20 protein-coding genes are annotated in these 19,573 nt (G+C 64.9%); 13 read left to right on the forward strand and 7 right to left on the reverse strand.

Annotated elements, in window-relative coordinates; translation table 11 throughout:
- Nucleotides 1-383 precede the first annotated feature (383 nt).
- From ACSVHC_RS14400 to ACSVHC_RS14410, 3 genes are read left to right on the forward strand one after another with little or no spacing between them, the layout of a single operon-like run.
- Nucleotides 384-1,568, forward strand: a complete 1,185-nt coding sequence (locus tag ACSVHC_RS14400; RefSeq protein ID WP_437771401.1) for an MFS transporter — start codon at nucleotides 384-386, stop codon at nucleotides 1,566-1,568.
- An 11-nt stretch (nucleotides 1,569-1,579) separates the two neighbouring features.
- Nucleotides 1,580-2,371 (forward strand): endonuclease III, encoded by a 792-nt coding sequence (nth, locus tag ACSVHC_RS14405; RefSeq protein ID WP_437771400.1) that lies wholly within the window; start codon nucleotides 1,580-1,582, stop codon nucleotides 2,369-2,371.
- The gene (locus tag ACSVHC_RS14410; RefSeq protein ID WP_437771399.1) at nucleotides 2,368-3,048 is read left to right on the forward strand and encodes an NUDIX hydrolase; all 681 of its coding nucleotides are present in this window, start codon (nucleotides 2,368-2,370) and stop codon (nucleotides 3,046-3,048) included. The genes nth and ACSVHC_RS14410 overlap by 4 nt, the downstream gene beginning before the upstream one ends.
- Nucleotides 3,049-3,099: 51 nt before the next feature.
- Here ACSVHC_RS14410 and ACSVHC_RS14415 read toward each other — a convergent pair whose 3' ends face one another.
- The 3 genes from ACSVHC_RS14415 to ACSVHC_RS14425 form a co-directional block, all read right to left on the reverse strand.
- Nucleotides 3,100-3,300 (reverse strand): YegP family protein, encoded by a 201-nt coding sequence (locus ACSVHC_RS14415; protein WP_437771398.1) that lies wholly within the window; start codon nucleotides 3,298-3,300, stop codon nucleotides 3,100-3,102.
- A gap of 210 nt (nucleotides 3,301-3,510) precedes the next feature.
- Nucleotides 3,511-4,374 carry a CHAD domain-containing protein gene (locus ACSVHC_RS14420; RefSeq protein WP_437771397.1) on the reverse strand — a complete coding sequence of 288 codons (864 nt, stop codon included), beginning with the start codon at nucleotides 4,372-4,374 and terminating at the stop codon, nucleotides 3,511-3,513.
- Nucleotides 4,375-4,418: 44 nt separating this feature from the next.
- Nucleotides 4,419-6,113, reverse strand: coding sequence for a bifunctional 3'-5' exonuclease/DNA polymerase (locus ACSVHC_RS14425; protein WP_437771396.1), 1,695 nt, complete (start codon nucleotides 6,111-6,113; stop codon nucleotides 4,419-4,421).
- 214 nt (nucleotides 6,114-6,327) lie between these two features.
- On the opposite strand from ACSVHC_RS14425, the gene ssd reads away from it, so the two are divergent.
- The 7 genes from ssd to ACSVHC_RS14460 all read left to right on the forward strand — a co-directional run bounded on the left by ssd (nucleotide 6,328) and on the right by ACSVHC_RS14460 (nucleotide 11,829).
- Complete coding sequence (gene ssd / locus ACSVHC_RS14430) at nucleotides 6,328-7,554, forward strand: septum site-determining protein Ssd (RefSeq protein ID WP_439181042.1); 1,227 nt, start codon at nucleotides 6,328-6,330, stop codon at nucleotides 7,552-7,554.
- A complete protein-coding gene (locus ACSVHC_RS14435) occupies nucleotides 7,551-8,819 on the forward strand; it encodes a TadA family conjugal transfer-associated ATPase (RefSeq protein ID WP_439181043.1) in 1,269 nt (422 codons plus the stop codon). Before ssd ends, ACSVHC_RS14435 begins: the two co-directional genes overlap by 4 nt.
- The gene (locus ACSVHC_RS14440; protein ID WP_437771393.1) at nucleotides 8,816-9,610 is read left to right on the forward strand and encodes a type II secretion system F family protein; all 795 of its coding nucleotides are present in this window, start codon (nucleotides 8,816-8,818) and stop codon (nucleotides 9,608-9,610) included. The genes ACSVHC_RS14435 and ACSVHC_RS14440 overlap by 4 nt, the downstream gene beginning before the upstream one ends.
- A gap of 3 nt (nucleotides 9,611-9,613) precedes the next feature.
- The gene (locus ACSVHC_RS14445) at nucleotides 9,614-10,264 is read left to right on the forward strand and encodes a type II secretion system F family protein (protein WP_437771392.1); all 651 of its coding nucleotides are present in this window, start codon (nucleotides 9,614-9,616) and stop codon (nucleotides 10,262-10,264) included.
- A gap of 175 nt (nucleotides 10,265-10,439) precedes the next feature.
- Nucleotides 10,440-10,814: a DUF4244 domain-containing protein gene (locus ACSVHC_RS14450; protein WP_439181044.1), complete on the forward strand. Its 375-nt coding sequence runs from the start codon at nucleotides 10,440-10,442 to the stop codon at nucleotides 10,812-10,814.
- Nucleotides 10,815-10,888: 74 nt separating this feature from the next.
- Complete coding sequence (locus ACSVHC_RS14455) at nucleotides 10,889-11,455, forward strand: TadE family type IV pilus minor pilin (protein ID WP_439181392.1); 567 nt, start codon at nucleotides 10,889-10,891, stop codon at nucleotides 11,453-11,455.
- Nucleotides 11,452-11,829 carry an Rv3654c family TadE-like protein gene (locus ACSVHC_RS14460; protein ID WP_437771342.1) on the forward strand — a complete coding sequence of 126 codons (378 nt, stop codon included), beginning with the start codon at nucleotides 11,452-11,454 and terminating at the stop codon, nucleotides 11,827-11,829. Before ACSVHC_RS14455 ends, ACSVHC_RS14460 begins: the two co-directional genes overlap by 4 nt.
- Nucleotides 11,830-11,847: 18 nt before the next feature.
- Here the strand turns inward: ACSVHC_RS14460 and ACSVHC_RS14465 are convergent, their stop codons facing one another.
- Complete coding sequence (locus tag ACSVHC_RS14465) at nucleotides 11,848-14,172, reverse strand: DEAD/DEAH box helicase (protein ID WP_437774086.1); 2,325 nt, start codon at nucleotides 14,170-14,172, stop codon at nucleotides 11,848-11,850.
- A gap of 85 nt (nucleotides 14,173-14,257) precedes the next feature.
- Nucleotides 14,258-14,953: a GNAT family N-acetyltransferase gene (locus ACSVHC_RS14470; protein ID WP_437771341.1), complete on the reverse strand. Its 696-nt coding sequence runs from the start codon at nucleotides 14,951-14,953 to the stop codon at nucleotides 14,258-14,260.
- A 125-nt stretch (nucleotides 14,954-15,078) separates the two neighbouring features.
- Between ACSVHC_RS14470 and trhO the strand changes: the two genes are divergently transcribed.
- Nucleotides 15,079-15,972, forward strand: a complete 894-nt coding sequence (gene trhO / locus ACSVHC_RS14475) for an oxygen-dependent tRNA uridine(34) hydroxylase TrhO (protein WP_437771340.1) — start codon at nucleotides 15,079-15,081, stop codon at nucleotides 15,970-15,972.
- Between the two features lie 9 nt (nucleotides 15,973-15,981).
- Here trhO and ACSVHC_RS14480 read toward each other — a convergent pair whose 3' ends face one another.
- Both ACSVHC_RS14480 and ACSVHC_RS14485 read right to left on the reverse strand, forming a co-directional pair.
- A complete protein-coding gene (locus ACSVHC_RS14480; protein ID WP_437771339.1) occupies nucleotides 15,982-16,518 on the reverse strand; it encodes a hypothetical protein in 537 nt (178 codons plus the stop codon).
- A gap of 44 nt (nucleotides 16,519-16,562) precedes the next feature.
- Nucleotides 16,563-17,000, reverse strand: coding sequence for a hypothetical protein (locus ACSVHC_RS14485; RefSeq protein WP_437771338.1), 438 nt, complete (start codon nucleotides 16,998-17,000; stop codon nucleotides 16,563-16,565).
- Between the two features lie 84 nt (nucleotides 17,001-17,084).
- Between ACSVHC_RS14485 and ACSVHC_RS14490 the strand changes: the two genes are divergently transcribed.
- Both ACSVHC_RS14490 and ACSVHC_RS14495 read left to right on the forward strand, forming a co-directional pair.
- Nucleotides 17,085-18,758 carry a DUF7059 domain-containing protein gene (locus ACSVHC_RS14490; RefSeq protein ID WP_437771337.1) on the forward strand — a complete coding sequence of 558 codons (1,674 nt, stop codon included), beginning with the start codon at nucleotides 17,085-17,087 and terminating at the stop codon, nucleotides 18,756-18,758.
- Between the two features lie 36 nt (nucleotides 18,759-18,794).
- On the forward strand, nucleotides 18,795-19,436 hold the full coding sequence (locus ACSVHC_RS14495) for an ArsR/SmtB family transcription factor (protein ID WP_345449015.1): 642 nt from the start codon (nucleotides 18,795-18,797) through the stop codon (nucleotides 19,434-19,436).
- Nucleotides 19,437-19,573 lie beyond the last annotated feature (137 nt).

Genomic DNA, 19,573 nt, shown 5'->3' on the forward strand with positions numbered 1-19,573 from the left:
GTCCCGCAACGAGGCCGCCCCACCACCAATCGTGCACGGCGTTGGGCTACGGCGCCTCACGGGATTCCGCAAAGAGCTTTTCCGGAACCCACCTTAGCGTTTTGGGCCGACAACAAGTGTCTGCGGTCACAATCCGGACAGCGAGTGGCGGATGATTCGCGCCGAACGGCGCTGAAGGCCTTCGCCTGGCTCCCAACCCGAGGAATATTACGGCGCGGCATCCCTGCCTCCGCGCCCGTGCCAACTAGTGGACTGTCAGACGCGTGGCATAGGCTGAAGAGGTCTCGAGACGCGAAAACTTGCCGCCTGGCCTGGCCCGAAAACGCGGGGTACAGCCTCGGGCGGCAGCGTACCGGGCACCGCCGTACAAAGGAGATTTGCATATGAACCAGACGAGCCAAGGTCCGAAATACGGTGCAATCGCGCCTGGATCGGCCCCCGAAGCAACAGCTGGATCCGGGGCGCCAGAGCCCGGCAGCATGACCTCCCCGAAGTACCAGGCCGTGCTGGGTCCGTTCACTATCCGGGACCTGACCGTTTTCGGCTCCACTCTCCTGATGTTTGTGGGATCCCTCCTGCCGATGTTTGGCGGGCGCTACAACCTGTGGAACCTTGACAATCTATTCTTCCTGGCACTGGGCATCATTCTTCCCCTCGTAGTTGCCGCTTTGTTCGTTGCCCGGCGTCTGCAGCCGGCGAATATCGTGCGAATCGGTTCCCTTTCGACCGACCAGTTCGCTTCCGTCGTGGCGTCGTTCGCCCTGACCCTGTACTTTCTGTCCGCCGCAGGCGCGTTTACCGTTTTCGTGCTCGTCGGACTCATCGGCTCGGTAGGTCTTCTTGCAGCGACGGTCCTGGCTCCCCACTTGCCGCTCCTCCGCGACGATTTCCAGGACCGGGCAGAACAGCCAGCTCACGTTGTGGCTCGGGAATCGGCCATTCCAACCCGAAAGCCGGCCGCGCCGAAGCCCGCCAAGCCTAAGCCAGCACCAGCCACCCCGGCACCCGTAGAAACCCCTGCCGCACCCGTCGCTGCCCCTGAGGCCGTCGCCCCGGAAGCCGCGGCCCCTGAGCCCGCGGCCACCGAGGCGGCCGCCGTCGCGGCAGCCGTGCCCGCCGCCGTCGTACCTGCCGAATCCGCAGAGGCTCCAGTTGCCGACCACGGGCGGGACACGCATGCCCACACCCCTACGCCCGAGGAACCCAAGCACCTGCCAACCGCCACTATGGCTACGCCGATCGTCGCCAGCCCGGATAGGGGAGTCGGGGCAGCCACCCAGCACATCGGCACGGTCGATCAGCCCCGGGTACACGAGCCCATCGGCGCTACGGTTGATCCAGCCACTCGAAAGGACGAGTCCGAGCACGCCTCCGGATACGAGGCATTCTGGTTCGCCGTGGCGCATCCCCGCGTCGTTGTCGACGAGCGCACAGGAATGCCCGCCTTCACCATCGAACCGGGCGCGTGGGTCCTGGCCCTCGAAGACCGCGGCGAAGAATTCCTCGTGCAGGATACTGACGGCAGTGTGGGCATCCTGCGCGATCTCAGCCACATCGAACGCGGCTAACCAGGCCGTCCGTGGACACCGTTGTAGAGACCCCGCTGGCACTGAAGCGGCGCGCGCGCAAAATCAACAAAGCGCTTGCTGAGCTCTATCCCTACGCCCACGCTGAGCTTGATTTCCGGAACCCGTTCGAGCTGGTAGTGGCCACGGTGCTGTCCGCCCAGACCACGGACGTGCTGGTCAACCAAGTCACCAAGATCCTGTTCGCACGGTATCCCGATGCCCGGAGCATGGCCGAGGCTGAGATCGCGGAGCTGGAGGCGATCCTGCAGCCTACGGGCTTCTTCCGTGCCAAGGCGAAGAACGTCCTGGCACTCAGCACGCGCTTGGTGGACGAGTTCGACGGCGAGGTTCCCGGCCGGCTGGAGGATCTCGTGACGCTTCCCGGCGTCGGGCGCAAAACGGCAAATGTGGTGTTGGGCAACGCGTTCGGTGTTCCGGGAATCACTGTTGACACGCATTTCGGCAGGCTGGCGCGCAGGTTCGGCTGGACGAGATCCGAGGATCCGGTGAAGATCGAGTTCGACGTCGCGGAGCTGTTCGAGCCCAGGGACTGGACCATGCTGTCCCACCGCGTGGTTTTCCACGGGCGCAGGGTTTGCCATGCGCGCCGGCCGGCGTGTGGAGCGTGTGCGGTGGCCAACTGGTGCCCAAGTTTCGGCGAAGGCGAAAAGGATCCCGTGAAAGCGGCCAAGTTGCTCAAGTACGAATTGGCGCCGGGCAACGAAGCGCTTCTCGCAAAGCTGCTTGCCGAGACCCATCGCGCGGCTGAGATTCGGATGGAATCGCAAAGGAGACCGGCATGACCGCGCTCGAGGACCTCGTCAGCCTCATCACCAGGATTGATTCCGGCCTGCATCCCGGCCCGGATCCGCGGATTGCCGCTGCAACCGTGGATCCGGACAAGGCGCGAAAAGCGGCCGTACTCATGCTCTTCGGCGTCTTGGACGCCGTTCCCGCCCAATCCGCGAAACCGGTGGCCCCGGCGGATCTGGACGTGCTGCTCCTGGAACGCGCCCACAGCCTGGACGACCATCCGGGACAGGTGGCGTTCCCCGGCGGCAGTATCGACCCCGGGGACGAGTCAGCCGTAGCGGCAGCCCTCAGGGAAGCGGTGGAGGAGACCGGCCTGGACAGTAGCGGCGTGCAGGTGCTCGGCGTCATGCCTGAACTCGGCCTGATCCGCAGCAATTTCGTGGTCACTCCGGTCCTGGCTTGGTGGGCGTCGCCGTCGCCCGTGAGGGTAGTGGACTACGCCGAATCCGCGCAAGTGTTCCGTGTTCCTGTGCGTGACCTCCTGGATCCCGACAACCGATATACCGGGACGCTCACGCGGCTCGGCCGGACCTTCTCGAGCCCGGTCTTCCAAGTCAACGGACTAGTGGTCTGGGGTTTCACCGGGATGGTGCTCAGCGGGCTGTTCGACGCCTTGGGCTGGACTGTTCCGTGGGACACGGAACGCATGCTTGAAATCGAGATCTAGCTGGCACTGTAGGCGTGTCGCCAGCCCCTGCTGAACTGGTCGCCGCTCCCGCTACGCTGCGTGCGGGGTTGTGTTCGAGTGATCCACCACGATGCCCGTGGCGGCATTTTCCCGCACCGCGTTGATGCCGGCCGCCACTGCCTTCAGGTGTTTAAACTGCGGAGACTCCGCAACCAGCGTTCCGTCGGCTGTCACCAGCCGGAATCGGTAGCCGTCTTCGCCGTCTTTGAGAATTTCGAATCGTCCAGCCATCGTTGGTGTTCCCCCTTGGATACTGCCTCGCACAGTTCGCGCGTCCTTGCACTGTGGCGTTCCTCACTTCGGAAGCCATAACTCGAGACTATCGAGAAGAACGGGGACGGCTGAAGTTACTTTGGGGTACATTACTTGCCCGGGTCATGCCCGGTTCGTTTCCGCCTTATGACTCGCTTTCGGCCCGGTTGGGGGCTATGGTTCCGGGCTTCAGAAGATCAGTGCGCGCCTCGGCGCCGGCACCGGATATTCGGCGATCGCCATCCGGAACTCTTCCTCGGCGTTGAGTCTCCGCCGGACTTCCATCGATTCGAGCCTCTGGGCATCTTCCGCGTCAATGGCGGGGTTTTTCGCCAGTTCCTTGATCCATTCGCCGGCCACGACGGCGTCATGTTGTTCGCCCAACAACCGCTGCAGGCCAATCGCCGGCTGGATCACCCCGGAAGCGTGATGGCTGAAGGCATCCGCGACTGCCTCGACCGAGTAGCGGAGGCATTTGACGTCTTTGCGTGCCTGGTGGAGCGCGGCGTTGCGCACCTCCGGGTCACTGCTGCCCGCCTGCTCCGCGAGGCTGTGCTGCAACCGCTCCCACCTTGCCTGGAGGCGCTCCGCGAGGTCCGCCGTCGGGTGCTTGTATTCCCTTGCGGCGGGGACTTCCAAGAGCGCTGCCCTTGCGGCACGTACCGTGCGCTTGCTGCGCTTGTGGCCTCCAAGGGAAGCGGCGAGCCGGGCGCTGGACGCTTCCAGTTCCTCCACGGCCAGGCGCACGGCCTCGGGGCTTTTCCAGGAATTTTTTGTGTCGAGGGATAGACGTATTCTCTGCGCCAGGACATAGGAGTCCCTGGACTCGCCGAGTGAAGTTGCGAGCCAGCTGACTTCCTCGCGGGCAGGCCGGGGGAGTTTCGGGATCATGCCGCGGTAGCAGCTAAGGACTGAACGGAGCCGGCGAAGGGCAAGCCTGGCGTTGTGCACGGCTTCCGGATCGGCCGTTGCGATCAGCGGTAATTGTCCCTCCAACTCGGTCAGTTGGAAGGCGATGTATGCAGCCAGCGGTGCGTGGCCTTTGTGTCCCACGGGCCAATCGTCCTCTGCTGTTGCATCCGGGGCAATAGCCGCGATTACTTCGCTTTGTCGTAAGAATCGACGACGGCGACGCTCACCGGAAATTCCACCGGGACCCGCCCGAACAGCAGCTCCTTCGCGGCGGCCGCGGCCTCTTCGATGGCCTTGATGCAGGCTTCCACCGACTCTGTAGGCGCGTGCACCATGACCTCGTCGTGCAGGAAGAACACGAGTTCCCCGGCAGGCAAGCCGTCGGCACGCGAAGTACGCAGCCGCCGTCGAAGTTCGGCGAGCCAGCACGACGCCCAGTCCGCAGCGGAACCTTGCACCACGAAGTTCCGCGTGAAACGGCCCCGCGAGCGGGCGATGCTGTCCGCGCGCCGCTGTTCTTCCGCCGTCGTGGATTGTTGGCTGCGGATCCAGCGTTCCGACGGCGGCGGGCTGCTGCGGCCCAACCTTGAGGTCACGGTGCGGCCGCCTTCGCCGTCGCGGGCTGCCTGTTCGACGAAGCCGACTGCCCGGGGATAAGTGCGGGTCAGCTGAGGCATGAGTCGTCCGGATTCGCCAGTGGTGGCACCGTAAATCGCGCCGAGCAGGGCGATCTTGGCCTTCGAACGGTCGCCACCGAAGCCCTGCGCGGCGATGCCGGCGTACAAGTCCTTGTCGCGCGCAGCCTCGGCCATCTTCGAGTCCTGCGCCAGTGCCACCAGAACCCGCGGCTCGAGCTGGGAGGCGTCTGCGACGATCAATTTGTGCCCCGGGTCGGCATGCACCGCGCCCCGGATTTGGCGGGGAATCTGCAACGCCCCGCCGCCCCTTGACGCCCAACGGCCGGAAACCACGCCGCCCACCACGTACTCGGGACGGAACCGCCCTTCGCTGACCCACGCGTCCAGCCACGACCAGCCGTTGGCACTGAACAAGCGGGAAAGCTTCTTGTATTCCAAGAGCGGCTCGATGGCCGGATGTTTGGATTCCTTGAGTTCCCACTGGCGGGTGGTCTTTACCTCGATCCCGTTCCGGTGCAGGGCACGCATGAGGTCCTGGGGTGAATCCGGATTCAGTTTCGGAGACTGCAGAATCCCGCGAAGCTCGTTGCAGAGAGCCTCCAGCGTGGCTGGCCGGTGGCCGGCGGGAGGCCGGGGACCGAGGTGGCCTTCCAGGATTTCTTCGTGCAACGCCTCCTGCCACGGCACACCCGTGAACTGCATTTCGGCGGCGATCATCGCGCCGGCGGATTCCGCAGCGAGCAGCAATTTCAGGCGGTGCTGCCGGCCTTCCTCCTTGGAGGCCTGGCCGAGCGCGTGTTGCTGTGCCGCGAACTCGGCCCGGATCTCCTGCAGGCCCGGCTCGGTGCTCCGCGGGACCAGGTCCTCGAACAGCGCGTCCTGATCGGCGGGCGGCGGGGGAGGCTGGAGGACCCGAGGCGGAACCGGCATGTCGTCGTCTTGAGTGAGTTTTTCCGCGCTGCGGGCATAGTCGGTGTGGGCGGTGAATTCGGAATGGACCAGGATGGCGCGGCAGAGTGTGAGGTCATGGCAACGCTCCAGTTCCACCCCGGACTGGAGCATTGCCGGGTACCAATCCTGGGTCCGGTTCCAGACCCAGCGCGGACGGCTCTTCTCCAACGTGCTTACGACGACGGCCAGCTCGGCCTTTCGTACGACGCGCGGCTCCGCCACGGCTACTCCGGCAGCATTGCTTTCCTGAATAGCTGCGCCGTCTGGATGGGCGGCGAGCAGCAGGTACATGCTGACAATTCTGCCTTGTGATTCCGTGGAACCTTGCACTATGCGGACAGCTGCCGTCCGCGATGCCGCTGGCGCTTCCGTCTGGGGTGGTGCCGTCCGTGTCGGTTCCGTCCGCGATACGGGACCCGTCCCCCACAGGGGTTGTTGTCGTTGCTTATCCACATACGCCGATACGGGCCTTCAACGCTCGTGGCGGAACGGAGAGAGTGGCTTCATGAGTGGGCAACATCTCGAGCGGAGCCACAACAGCCTGGGAAACGGGGTCGGGTATCACGGCGTGCGTGGCCCGTCGGCGCTGCAACGTGGCCGCCCGCGGCCCGGAAGATCGGGTCCATCGTCCGGCGCCGAACCGGACCCGGTGTCCTCAGACCCGGTGTCCGGAGAGCCCTGGCTTCCTGCCAATTCCGGAGAAGTCCTTTTGGTGACGGCGAACGTCAGGTTACAAGCCGAAACCGAAAGGATCGCGGCCGCCGTCGGTGTCAGTCTCCGGACAGTCGTCGATTCATCAGCTGCCTTGCCCACGTGGGACACCGCGGGGATGGTGCTTCTTGGCAGCGATGTCCGCGAACTTCCGCCCCGTCGTCGTGCACCTTCCGTCTTGCTGGGCCTCAACGGTGAGGGGGACAGTTTGTGGCAATTGGGAGCGGCGCTGGGGGCCGAACGCGTGGCTGTATTGCCGGAAGCTGCAGCCTGGCTGGCGGAGCACCTCGGCAGGTCCCGTGATCCGGACCCCGGGGGACTCGTGCTCGGGGTGACGGGAGGATGCGGGGGTGCGGGCGCGTCCACGGCTGCCATCTGGCTGGCCCAGGAAGCGGCCGTCCACGGAGTCCGGACGCTGCTGGTTGATGGAGACCCCCGGGGAGGGGGCCTCGAGCTTTACCTGGCCGCTGAAGATGCGCCCGGACTGCGCTGGCCCGATCTTGCAGGTGCCAGCGGCAGCATCGGCACCGGGCAGCTGAGCGACTCACTGCCCATAGCCGGAGGATTCTCCTTCTTATCTTGGCCGGGCAGTCGCGACCGCTCCCCAGACGTGGAGCCCGGAGCCGTCGCGACTGTCCTTGATGCGGCGCGGCGGGGATTTGAACTGGTCATTGTCGACATCGGACGAGGAACAGAGTCGCTTGGCGGCTTCGCCTGGGACTGTGACCGGATCCTTCTCGTGGCACCGGCTCAACTCCGGGCAGCAGTAGCTGCGGCCAGGCTTCTGCGGGAGCTGCCGCCCGTGGACACAGTCCTGGCGGTCCGGGGTGATGGCGGTTCGGCGCTGGACGGACCCCTCATCGCCGAATCGCTGGGACTGCCGCTTCACGGGGTGCTCCCCGAACTCCGTGGTACTGCCGCAGCGGCTGAACTTGGACGCCTTCTGGAATTCGGCAAGCGCAAGGCCGTGCGTCGCTTTGCGGAATCTGTCCTCCAACTGCTCGACGACGGCGCGGCATGAGTACCCCTGCATTCCCAAGCGGGGAGCGCCGACGCAATACCCGGCTCGTAGACGCCGCGCTCCTTGAAACCGTGCGGGAAACCGTCATGGCCGACGCCGGACCGGTCACTCCGTCGCGCGTGGCAGCGGCCGTACACGCCACGGGAAGGCTGCTCGGAACCGCAGGGGCGCTTGCCGCCGTCGAATCGATCAGCGCCGAACTGAGTGGACTTGGACCCCTCCAACAGCTTGCACGCGATGCCTCGGTGACGGACATCTTCGTGAATGGCCCGGACTCGGTGGGGTTCGACCGCGGCAAGGGGCTGGAACGGGCACGGGTGCATTTCGACGGCGAACCTCAGATCCGTGCCTTGGCCTCCCGGCTCGTGGCGGCCGGCGGGCGTCGTTTGGACGACGGTTCGCCGTGCGTCGATGTCCGCCTCGACGGCGGATACCGGGTGCACGCAGTGCTGCCTCCGATTTCCGCCGCTGGAACCTTGTTGTCCGTTCGGATCCGGCGCGAGGAGGTCTTCTCCCTGGACGAGCTGCGTGATGGAGGCATGTTCGGGGCGCCCGTCCAGCAGGTGCTGCAGGCCATCGTAGACCGCAGGTTGAGCTTCCTGATCAGTGGGGCCACCGGTTCCGGGAAGACCACACTACTGTCCACGATGCTCGGCTTGAGCAGCCCGCGTGATCGGCTCGTCCTGATTGAGGACGCTTCGGAGCTGAACCCGGTGCACCCGCACGTCGTCTCCCTCGAGTCCAGGCACGGAAACCTTGAAGGCAGTGGCGCACTCGACCTCGGCGAACTCGTCCGCCAGGCGCTGAGGATGCGGCCGGACCGGTTGATCGTGGGCGAGTGCCGCGGTGCAGAAGTCCGTGAGCTGTTGACGGCACTCAATACCGGCCACACGGGTGGCGGTGGCACAATCCACGCAAACACCGCCTCCGCCGTCCCGGCCAGGCTTGTGGCGTTGGGCGCGCTCGCAGGCTTGAGCCGGGAAGCCGTTCAATTGCAGCTTTCAACGGCATTGGACGCAGTGGTTCATGTCGAGCGGACGCCGGCCGGCAGACGAGTTTCCTGCATTGGATTGTTGGCGGAGGATGCTTCAGGCCAATCGATCGTGCCTGCTGTCGAATTGCGGGCAGGTGCCGCCGTTGCCGGCCCTGCATGGCGTTACCTCGCATCGCGTCTTGAGCTGGATCCCGGGCTCCTGCAGCCTGGGCCCCAGCCCGGGTCAGCAGGACCGATTTCCCGTTCAGATTACCTTGGGGCGCTCGCGTGAGCGGACTCCTGGTCCTTGTCCTGGCGGCCGCTGCGTGGATGGTCCTCCAACCGTCCCGGCGACTTGGCAAACGGGTAGTGCATGCACTGCCGGGTGCTCCCTCGGCTGCGGCAGCGGCGGGGGCCGTGGCCGGGGCTGAGGCGCGCACGCTGCGGAGACGCTCTCGCGCGGACGCATTGCCGCTCACGGTACTCGTACAGCAGATGGCCGCTCTCCTCCGGGGAGGCCGTTCGACGTCGAGGCTCTGGGAGGAACTCTGGATGGTGCATGGAGGCAGGGAACACCGCCTTGGTTCGGGCGACCCGGAGGTCCTCAATGCGCGACGAAAGCTGTCGTCCGGGTCCCTCCAAGTTCTCGCGGCTGCGCGGGCGGCCTCGATGATGGGGACGTCGGTCGCCGGAGCCATCAGGGCGTCGTCAGCGAAGGATCTTCAAGGCGGGAACCCCGTGGAACGCCGAATCTGGGGAGAGCTTGCCGCCTGCTTGGATGTTTCGGAAGCTAGTGGTTGTCCCTTAGCCGAGGTGTTGACCCGGTTCGCCGCCCAGCTTGAGGCCGGGGACGACGCCGGTGATGCGCGGCAAACTGCCTTGGCCGGCCCGAAAGCCACGGTGCGCCTTCTGACGTGGCTGCCGGTGTTCGGCTTGGGGTTGGGCATGATGCTTGGCGTGGACCCGCTGGCGGTCCTGCTGGCCAACGGCGTCGGATTGGCAGCGCTCGCGGCTGGGGGCGTCCTGACCGTCACCGGCAGGATCTGGTCATCCCGATTGGTGCATGCCGCAGCGGGGCGTTGACTGATGGGCTCGACCTTCCCAGCCATCGCGGTGTCCCTGTCGTTGATCTTCGCAGCAATTCTCGGGCTGGGGTATCAGGGAAGAACCTGGCGGCGCACGGCCCTGCAGATGCTTCGCGGCTCACCCGACGGCAACGGCATGCCCGGGAGCAGCGGCCCGCTGAAGAACGCGCGTAGAGGCCAGGCGGTGGGCGCTCACCCGAATCCCGAGAGCCAAGAAGGCTTGCGCAATGTGCCGATGATCCTAGAGTTGGTGGCTGCCATGCTCGACTCAGGGGCGGGGCTCGGACGGGCCCTTGAGTTGATCGCCGGGTGCGCTTACCCGCAGCTTGGCCGCTCCCTGCGGACAGTGGTTGCTGCGCTCGACATCGGAACGGACTGGGAGACGGCATGGCGGAGTCCGGGCCAGCTGTGCGTTGAAGCGCGCAAGCTCAAGGATGCGCTCACCTTCGCTGCCCTGACTGGCGCGCCATCCTCGGCCATCCTTTATGCCCAGGCAGCTCGCCTCCGGCGTGAACAGTTCAGGATGGCGGAAAAGCGCGCTGCCGCGCTCGGAGTGAAACTGGTGATTCCACTGGGTTTGTGTTCCTTGCCTGCCTTCATTTGTCTAGGCGTCGTCCCGGTCCTGCTGGCCATGCTTCCGTCCGGGGGATAGCCGGCAGCCCCACCCGGGTCGGCCTGAGCGTTGCTGCACATGCCAGTTTCCCTCCACAGGAAATGTCAGAAGCGAGTTTTCCACTTAGGAGACTTGGGGCCTTTCGAAGCCCAAATGCCAACGGAAGAGTCGTAGTACGACCGGCAGTCAAGCCGGCGCGAAGAAAGGAACTGAAATGAACGCAACCGTCGATACCGCCACAGCCCCCGTCCAGACTGCCATGGCCCCAGCCCAGGTATCCGTTCCTCGGCCGGAGGCCGAGGTCCTTGAACTGTTCCCAGGCTCGTCGGGAAGGAAGCCCGTTCGGCTGCCAACCCGCCTGCATTCCAACGTTGAAACAGGCCGTGCGGGGCCCTGCGACGATTCTGCCGCTCCGAAACGGTCGAAGATGCGACTCATGGGATCCGAGCTTGGGATGGCAACGGCCGAATATGCCATCGCCACACTTGCCGCAGTGGGCTTCGCCGGACTCTTGGTGGTCATTCTTCGCAGTGAGGAAGTACGTGGCTTCCTCCTCAACCTCATTCGCAGCGCGCTCTCCCTGCCATGACGCACCGGTGGGGTTCAAAGCGCCGTGCTGGGAATCCGATGCGTCAGCGGGCATTGGCTTGGCGGTTCGCCGCGATGCAACCCCGTTCCGCTGAGGGAAGTGTGCGGCAGCGGCCTCCTGCGATCAGGCGACCTCCTCCGGCCGAGAAACCGGATAGCCAGCGGGGGCGCAGCCGGCGAGATGTTTTTCCTGAGAGGAACCACGGTGCCGTCACTGCGGAGTTCGCCGTGGCGCTGCCCGCTGTGCTGCTTCTTTTGGCCTTGTTTCTGGCAGGATCGGCCGCGGGAATTACGCAGCTTCGCTTGGAAGAGGCGGCCAGGGCAGGAGCCAGGGCCCTCGCCCGTGGAGATGGCCACGCGGCCGTTGACGGAATCGTTCGAAGACTGGCGGGCGATGCCGCCTCGGCTGTCGTTGCGGAAGACGGCGAGTGGATCAAGGTCACAGTCTCCGCCCGGGTCGTTGGCCCGTTGGGCTCCCTCATCCCGTGGAGGCTTTCGGCGACGGCATCGGCAAGGGGAGAGGGCCCGCAGTCGTCGGCGGCCACCGTTCCCTTCCTCGCCGCCCGGGACGGCGTTGTGGATTTCAGAGGTGCTGTGCCGCTGCTCGGGCTCGAAGCCGCTGTGGAAGAGGTCGCGGCGTGAGGGCAGGCAGCGCCCGCGCCGGCGATGGCGGGCGTGTTGCGGAATACGGTTCGGGAACCATCCTCGCCGTTGCCCTGGGCCTTGTTGTCATGATCTGCATGGCGGCGGCGTTCATGCTGGCCCAGGCCGTGGCGATGGGGCATCGCGCTGCATCTGCCGCCGATCTCGCGGCCCTCGCAGGAGCCGACGCAGCCCGCGGCCTGACCACGGGAGATCCGTGCGTGGTCGCCAGCGAAACGGCCGCGCGGCAGGGAGCTTCGTTGTTGGCCTGCACGGTGGGCGAAGGCGGGATCGTGGAGATCCGCACTGAGCTGGACCGCGGCGCAGTCTTCGGGACCGCGACCGGCCGCTCTCGCGCCGGGCCGCCGCCCTAGAACAGCCGGGACCGGCGTCTAAGCCGCGTCCCGCAGGAGCACGTTGATCAGCGTGACCGCGGCGTCCTTGTCCAGCGGATTGTTCTTGTTGCCGCATTTGGGCGACTGGACGCAGGAAGGGCAGCCGGTGTCGCACTCGCATGCTTTGATGGCGTCCCTTGTGGCGGTCAACCACACTTTGGCTTTTTCGAAGCCACGCTCGGCAAATCCGGCACCGCCTGGATGGCCGTCGTAGACAAAGATCGTGGGAACTCCGGTGTCGGCGTGGAGCGCTGTTGAGACTCCACCGATATCCCAACGGTCACTCGAAGCGACCAGCGGGAGAAGCCCGATGGCGGCGTGCTCGGCGGCGTGAAGCGCACCCGGGAACTGGGCTTCGACAAGGCCTGCTCCAGTCAGCGAACGGTTGTGAACCACAAACCATACCGCCTTGGTGAAAAGATCCCTGGCCCCGAGTTCCAGCGGTTCTTCCCCCAAAACCTCATTGGAAATCAGTGCCTTGCGCTGGAAGGAGACCACCTGTGTAGTTACCTTCACTTCGCCGAAGTGGACCGCGATATCCCCCCATTCCATGGTCCGGAGAGTCTGTAGGACCTCGATCTGGGTCACGTCCCGCGCTGTGGTGTAGTAGTCCGGGTTGGTTCGACGAACCACTACGCAATGGTCCTCTTCGTTCAGTTCCTCGACCAAGTAACTGTCGCCCTGGTGCACATAGATCGCGCCCGTGTGCGCCTGATAGTGGGTTTGTGGCGAGTCCATGGTGCCCAACAGGGAGCCAGTCTCGGAGTCCACGATGCTTACGGGGCCGCCTCCATCTGCCCGGAGGTTCACCATGGCTGCGGCGCTCTCGGGATGGGTCCAGAACCAGCCCGCGGGCCGTTTCCTCAGGTAACCCTGTTCCACCAGCTGATTCAGCAGGGATTCGGATGTTGGCCCGAACAGCTCAAGTTCGGCCATGCCGATCGGGAGCTCGGCGGCTGCCGCGCACAGGTGGGGCCCGAGCACATAAGGGTTTCCGGGATCGAAGACCGTGGCCTCGACTGACACATCAAAGATCGCCTCCGGATGGTTGACGAGGTACGTGTCCAAGGGATCGTCGCTTGCCACGAAGGCCGCAATGGCGTCTTGGCCTGCACGCCCCGCTCGTCCGATCTGTTGGAACAGGGACGCCCTCGTCCCGGGCCAGCCGGCTACCAGCACTGCGTCGAGTCCGGAAATGTCGATACCCAATTCCAATGCCGACGTGCTGGAGACGCCAAGCAGCTCACCGGAACGCAATGCCTTTTCCAAAGCCCGTCTCTCCTCGGGGAGATAGCCGGAGCGGTACGCCGCAACCCGCTGGGGCAGGCTGGGGTCCACCTCATCGAGGAGCCGTTTGGTGATCGACGAAATTGTTTCCGCGCCGCGCCTGGACTTGATGAAGGCGATGGTACGGACACGGGAGGACACCAGATTGGCCAGCAAGTCCGCGGTCTCGGCCACAGCGGTCCGGCGGGATTTTGCCCCGTTTTCGCCCTTCAACTCGGTCAGGGCAGGTTCCCAAAAAGCCACGGTAGTGGAGCCGTGGGGTGAACAGTCCTCGGAAACTTCGCGGACGGGAGTGCCGATCAGGCGCGCAAAGGATGTGCCGGGGTCCGACGCTGTCGCGGACGCCGCAATGAAGACCGGTTCAGGAAAGGAGGTGCCGGCACCGTAGTAGGCGCAGATTCGCCTGAGCCGCCGCATGAGATTGGCGACATGGGACCCGAACACCCCGCGGTAGCTGTGGGCCTCGTCCACGATGACGTACCGCAACCTACGGAAGAAGCGGGCCCACCACGTGTGGTTGGGCAGGATCCCGAAATGCAGCATGTCGGGGTTGGCGAGGATGAAGTTGGCGTGATCGCGGATCCAGCGGCGCTGGGACTGCTCGGTATCGCCGTCGTACGTTTCCGCCCGGACCGTGGGGAGCTTGAGCGCGCGGATCGCTGCCAGTTGGTCGGCTGCAAGTGCTTTGGTGGGCGAGAGGTACAAGGTGACGGCGCCGTCGTCGTGGATCTTGCCCGGCTCGGACAGCACCCGCAACTCGGAACGATGGATCGCGTCGAGGGCAGGCAGCTGATAGGCAAGCGACTTCCCGGAGGCGGTCCCCGTGGCGATGACGACGTTCTGGCCGGAGTGGGCGAGCTCGGCTGCTTCGATCTGGTGCCGGTACGGTTCGTGGATGCCCAAGGTTCCGTAGGCGGCGACCACATCGGGATGGGTCCAGGCCGGCCATGGCTCATGGATCGCTTGGCGCGCCGGAATAGTGCGGACGTGTCGCAACTGCTCCGGGTCCGGGCTCCTGCCCAGAAGGGAGATCATCGATTCAGTTGCGTTCACTTGAACATTCTGTCACCGCGCCGGAACCGACCGGCGCCGAAGGTCGGCCACGCCTAAGAAAGGTCGGCTACGCCACCGACAGGTCAGTCTCGTCGACCCGCTTGGTGGACATCATGAGCACCTGGCACACGTGCTTCCAGCCAAGGTGCGAATAGAGGTGCTGTCCGTCCAAGGAAGCCAGGAGGAGACCGCTTTCAACGTCGTACTGAAATGCCTGCGCGGCGAGGGCTTTCATGATGAAACTGCCCAGGCCCCGGCGCTGGTAGTTGGGCTCGGTGACGATTTTGTCGAACACTGCCGTCTGCTTGACCACGTATACCTGGCCGCTGGCTGCCACCTCTTCGCCGGCATGGACCACGGCGTAATGGACGCCCTTGCTTTCGGAGGTCGTGAGCTTGAGGTCATCATCCGAGAGCCACGGATCTTCCGCATCCTGTGTCCCCATGTCCACGATCATCATGGTCTGGGAATCGGAGGTGACGTTGAGCCCGTTCTCGCGAGCCAATTGTGTGTAGCGCGCGACGTCGTTCGTGAGGATCGTCAGGATACGAGTGTCCGCCTGGGCGGTCTTGGCAGCCAGCTCGGCGAACTCGGCATCCGACGGGTCATGTGCGAAGAATTCCCAGTCGCCGGTTTTGTCCGCACGCAGGGCTGCCGGGAAGCGGCCTTCCTTTCGCGTTTCGTAGCTCCGGGACCCGGACCAGCCAGCCACCCAGACTTCGAGCAGCTCGGCGATGTCTTCAACCAAGGCGTCGTGACTCATGTAGAGAGACTATGCCAGCGGTCTGGGAATCAACAGGGGCGGTCAGTAACAGCTCCATTAACACTTAGAGCGGCCCAACGACGGCCCGACAGCTTGGTTTGGGGCCACCAAGTACCCTTAAATACGTGGCTTTAAACAGAATTGTGCTCTTCTATGGCTTTACTCCGATCGCGGACCCGGACGCCGTTCGGCTCTGGCAGCGTGCCCTGTGCGAGAAGCTCGGCCTGACCGGGCGCATCCTCATTTCGCGTGACGGCATCAACGCCACAGTTGGCGGGGAGCTGAACAACGTCAAGCAGTACGTGAAGACCACTAAGGAATACAAGGGCTTCCACGGTATCGACTTCAAATGGTCCGAAGGCGGAGCCGACGACTTTCCGAGGCTCAGCGTCAAGGTTCGCGATGAGATCGTGTCCTTCGGCGCCCCCGGCGAACTGAAGGTGGATGAGAACGGCGTTGTCGGCGGCGGCACCCACCTTCAGCCCGAAGAGCTCCACGCGCTCCTTGAGGAAAAGAGGGCGGCCGGGAAGGACGTGAAGTTCTTCGACGGACGCAACGCCTTCGAAGCCCAGATAGGCAAGTTCAAGGACGCGATTGTTCCCGACGTCGCCACGACCCACGACTTCATCAAGGAACTCGACTCGGGAAAATACGACGATCTCAAGGACCAGCCTGTCGTCACCTACTGCACAGGCGGAATCCGTTGCGAAGTCCTTTCCAGCCTCATGGTGAACCGCGGTTTCAAGGAGGTTTACCAACTCGACGGCGGGATTGTCCGCTACGGCGAAACCTATAAGGACCAGGGCCTGTGGGAAGGCTCCTTGTACGTTTTCGACAAGCGCATGCACATGGAATTCAGTGAGGACGCCAAGACCATCGGCCAATGTGTTCGCTGCCAGGCGCCCACCAATAAATTTGAAAATTGCTCCAATCTGAGCTGCCGCAACCTCACACTGTACTGCGCCGAATGTGCCTCGAGCCCGGAAACGTTGCGTTGCCCCGAAGGCTGCGCTGCCTAGCTCCGGTCATCAGATCCGGCTCACCCGGTACGCGAAATTCGCCGGTGCATTGGCGGTCATCGTGATAGCCAGGATGGCGTCCGTCTCCAGCTTCAGGACCTTGACCCGCGTGGTGCCGCACCGCAGCATCACATCGGTGAGGACTTCGCTTCCGTTCCGCACGGTGAATTCGGCGCTGCGGGCACCTCGGCACGCCAGCGTCACTGCGTACGTTCCCCCCGGAAGCTGGGTGGTCTCTTCGTCGCGGGATTCGCCGGCCGACAACACGCCGAAGCTGCTATAGAAGGACAGCCCGTTCACGTCCGGAAGCACGTCCTGCGCCCAAGCCCTCAGCGCGTCGCCCGTGACGGTTTGTCCCAGCCCAGGGTCGCGGGTCAGTACCGGATCCGTGATGGCCGCCGACGGCGGACTGCTTGCCGCCGCACGACCGTCCTCGTAGCTGTATTCGCACGATGCCATCGTGCCGCACGTGAGCACACTGCAAAGCACGACGGCGGGAATCGCCGGCCGCGTCGTCGCTACCTTCAGGGCGCGTGCCCACCCCATAATCCGACTCTACGCCGGGCTGTAGGCCCGAACGAGGGGGCGGGTTACGAAGCCGGTACCAGTTGGTACGCGTAGATCACGGGAGCATCGACGCTGCTTGCGCTGATGCTCAGCGGACCGGTCGAGGGAATCTTGATACGGGACGTTTCGCGGCTGCCATTGCATGCTGCCCCGGCCTCTGTGATCTGCGTACTGCCCGATGAAACGTCGAAGAATGCCTTGCCGCCGCCATCGCAGGCCACGGTCAAGGTGTAGCTACCCGCGGCGACGTTTGCGAAGCTCTTGACCAAGGGGTCGCGGTTCGGGATCTTCCCGGAGTCCTCCAGGACAACCCCGGCCGCCGAGGGCATGGTGGTCGCCTTCCAGGCGGGGACATCGGCGTTGGCGACAGATCCCCCGGAGGAGCACGCCGTCATCGCCAGGGCGGCTGCGCCAATGACCAAAAGTGCGGCGCGACGCCAAGTGGAGGGGTGAAATGCCATGATTCAACGCTACCTGCTCGAACGCCTCCCCGCCGACGCAGGAATCCGGCGAGAGGCGCCCAGCCGCCCCAATAGACTTGAACGGTGACTGATCCCGCAACGCCCGCCATCTTTGGGACCGCCCCCACCACCCTCGACGCTCCGCGCAGCGATCTTCCCGAGCTGCTCACAGCGCTCGCCGACGACCTGCGGAACGTTGGCTACACCGTGGACGGTGTGGCAGGACTTCTGGGAGGGTCCGCTCACGCTGCCCTCGCCCGGGATCAGCTCATCCCTGCACTCATCGTCACCGAACCGGCAGCCTTGACCGGAGACCCGGTGACGGACCGCTCGAAAGCCGCGCTCGCCGTCGTCGTCCGCTTGTGGCTTCTCGCTGTCCCGCAAACCGAAGGCGAGCTCGACGCCGCCCTGCCGCGCGTCCGCACCTCGGGCCTGATGGAGCTTGGCTTGGTGGGGAAGAACGACGGCGGTGCTGTCGCCGCGAAAGTGGATTTGCGGCCGTACGGCTGGGAATGTGACTCCATAGCAGACAACAGCGGGAGCGGCGGTGCCGAGCTGTGGGTTTCCAGCGATCTCGCCGCCCACCAGCAGCCCGGCGTGCTCCGGCATGACCATGTGCTGGGCATCGGGCAGGCCTCCACGACGCTCGTCCAGACCACCATCCGCCGGCACTCGAAACGCGCCCTCGACCTCGGGACGGGCTGCGGGATCCAGACTTTCCACCTCCTGCACCACAGCGAGCACGTCACGGCCACCGACATCTCCGAGAGGGCCCTCGCGTTCACCCGGTTTAACCTGATGCTCAACGCGGAGGCCTTGCACCTTGACCCGGCCGATCTCGAGGCCCGGGTGAGCTTGCGGCTGGGCTCGCTCCTGGAACCCGTCGGGGGTGAGACGTTCGATCTGGTGGTGTCCAATCCGCCTTTCGTCATAACCCCGCGAAGTGCCGGCGAGCACTCTTCGGGTCAGTTCACCTACCGCGACGGCGGCCTGCCCGGCGACGACATCGTCGCCAACCTCGTCCGCACCCTTCCCGATGTCCTCGCGCCCGGCGGCACGGCGCAGATGCTCGGCAACTGGGAGATCCCTGCGGGCAGCGGCTGGAGTGAACGGCCTGCGTCGTGGCTGGCGGGGTCCGGCACGGAGGCCTGGTTCATCCAGCGGGAACAGGTGAGTCCCGAGCTGTACGCGGAGACCTGGTTGCAGGACGCCTCCGAAGGCCGCGACCGTAAGCTCTACCGTGATGCTTACGCGGCCTACCTGGAGGACTTCGCGTCCCGCAACGTGGAGGCAATTGGCTTCGGAATGATCTGGCTCCGGCGACCGCTGGACGAGCGTCCAGGAGCTGCGCCGACCCGTTTCGAAGAAATCACCTACCCCATCGAGCAACCGATCGGCCCACACCTTGCCGCCGCCGTCGAACGCGCTGACTGGCTGGTCACCCACGAGCTCTCCGACGCCCACCTGGTGGTGGCCGAAGACGTGACCGAGGAACGCCACCAGCGGCCCGGCGCCGAACACCCAGGCGTCATCCTGTTGCGCCAAGGCGCGGGACTGCGCCGGACGAATCTACTGAGCACCGAGCTCGCCGGCTTTGTGTCGGCATGTGACGGCGATTTGTCCGTCCGCCAGCTGATCGGTGCCTTGGCCGCACTGCTCGGTGGAGGGGACGACTTCGACGACGACGCATTCCGCGCCGGGCTGCTCTCCGACGTGGAGAACCTTGTCCGCGACGGCTTCCTGCTTCCCGCGGCATAGGACAATTGCGGACGCACCGGCGGATAAACTGTTCCGGTGAATGAAGACAACGGGGTACCCACCGGGCTGGCATCCCCGAAGCGCCGGAAACGGCCCGAGAAGACGGTGGAGATCACCGACCCCAAAGCGATCCGTGCGCTTGCGCATGCCGCCCGGCTTGAGGTGATCTCGGAGCTGTATTCCACGCAGCTGAGCCGCACGGCCACGGAGCTCGCCGCGCAGACAGGGCTCACGCCGAGCGCCATGAGCTACCACCTGCGGGCCCTCCAGAAATGGGGGATTGTGACGGCTGCAGACAACGAGGGCGATGCGCGCGAACGCCGTTGGAAGGCCGCGGGTTCGGACTTCACTATCAAATCCGGCGGCAACGCTCCGAGCCCGGAGATCGCCGTCGTCGAACTCGAACTGGACGCCTTCCGGCGTCGGGCCACCGCGTTTACCCGGGCCCGGGGTGAGCGGCGCCAGCGCGGAGAGGCCGCGAACGAGGCAGCCGCCATGGTGCTGTCCAGCGACCTGCTGTACTTGACTCCGGATCAGCGAACGGATCTCAAGGCCAAATTCCAGAACCTCATCAGGTCATATGAACTCGAAGATCCTACGCGGATTCCCGAAGGAGCGGTGCGAATCGCTACGATGTGGTCGATGATTCCGGACGACCGGACGCCGTCTTCAAGCTAGTCCCCACCGGCTCCCAACCTTCGCAAGCTCAGGTCGGGGCCCTCGCCGGCGTGGGTCCAGAGCACTGTTCCTCCACAGCACTTGTGCACATGGAAACGCACGATTCTGCAAAATATGGTGAACTAGGCCAATATGGG

It is taken from the genome of Arthrobacter sp. KNU-44, assembly GCF_051843155.1.
In the GTDB taxonomy this organism is placed as follows: Bacteria; Actinomycetota; Actinomycetes; order Actinomycetales; family Micrococcaceae; genus Arthrobacter.

Bases quoted from the DNA above. Each gene is read 5' to 3' on its own strand.
- ACSVHC_RS14445 (WP_437771392.1), top strand. From the start codon at position 9,614: ATGGGCTCGACCTTCCCAGCCATCGCGGTGTCCCTGTCGTTGATCTTC.
- ACSVHC_RS14415 (WP_437771398.1), bottom strand. From the start codon at position 3,300: ATGGCTGGACGATTCGAAATTCTCAAAGACGGCGAAGACGGCTACCGA.
- ACSVHC_RS14455 (WP_439181392.1), top strand. From the start codon at position 10,889: ATGCAACCCCGTTCCGCTGAGGGAAGTGTGCGGCAGCGGCCTCCTGCG.
- ACSVHC_RS14425 (WP_437771396.1), bottom strand. From the start codon at position 6,113: ATGTACCTGCTGCTCGCCGCCCATCCAGACGGCGCAGCTATTCAGGAA.
- ACSVHC_RS14470 (WP_437771341.1), bottom strand. From the start codon at position 14,953: ATGAGTCACGACGCCTTGGTTGAAGACATCGCCGAGCTGCTCGAAGTC.
- ACSVHC_RS14410 (WP_437771399.1), top strand. From the start codon at position 2,368: ATGACCGCGCTCGAGGACCTCGTCAGCCTCATCACCAGGATTGATTCC.
- ACSVHC_RS14450 (WP_439181044.1), top strand. From the start codon at position 10,440: ATGAACGCAACCGTCGATACCGCCACAGCCCCCGTCCAGACTGCCATG.
- ACSVHC_RS14485 (WP_437771338.1), bottom strand. From the start codon at position 17,000: ATGGCATTTCACCCCTCCACTTGGCGTCGCGCCGCACTTTTGGTCATT.
- ACSVHC_RS14435 (WP_439181043.1), top strand. From the start codon at position 7,551: ATGAGTACCCCTGCATTCCCAAGCGGGGAGCGCCGACGCAATACCCGG.
- ACSVHC_RS14400 (WP_437771401.1), top strand. From the start codon at position 384: ATGAACCAGACGAGCCAAGGTCCGAAATACGGTGCAATCGCGCCTGGA.
- ACSVHC_RS14480 (WP_437771339.1), bottom strand. From the start codon at position 16,518: ATGGGGTGGGCACGCGCCCTGAAGGTAGCGACGACGCGGCCGGCGATT.
- ssd (WP_439181042.1), top strand. From the start codon at position 6,328: ATGAGTGGGCAACATCTCGAGCGGAGCCACAACAGCCTGGGAAACGGG.
- ACSVHC_RS14465 (WP_437774086.1), bottom strand. From the start codon at position 14,172: ATGATCTCCCTTCTGGGCAGGAGCCCGGACCCGGAGCAGTTGCGACAC.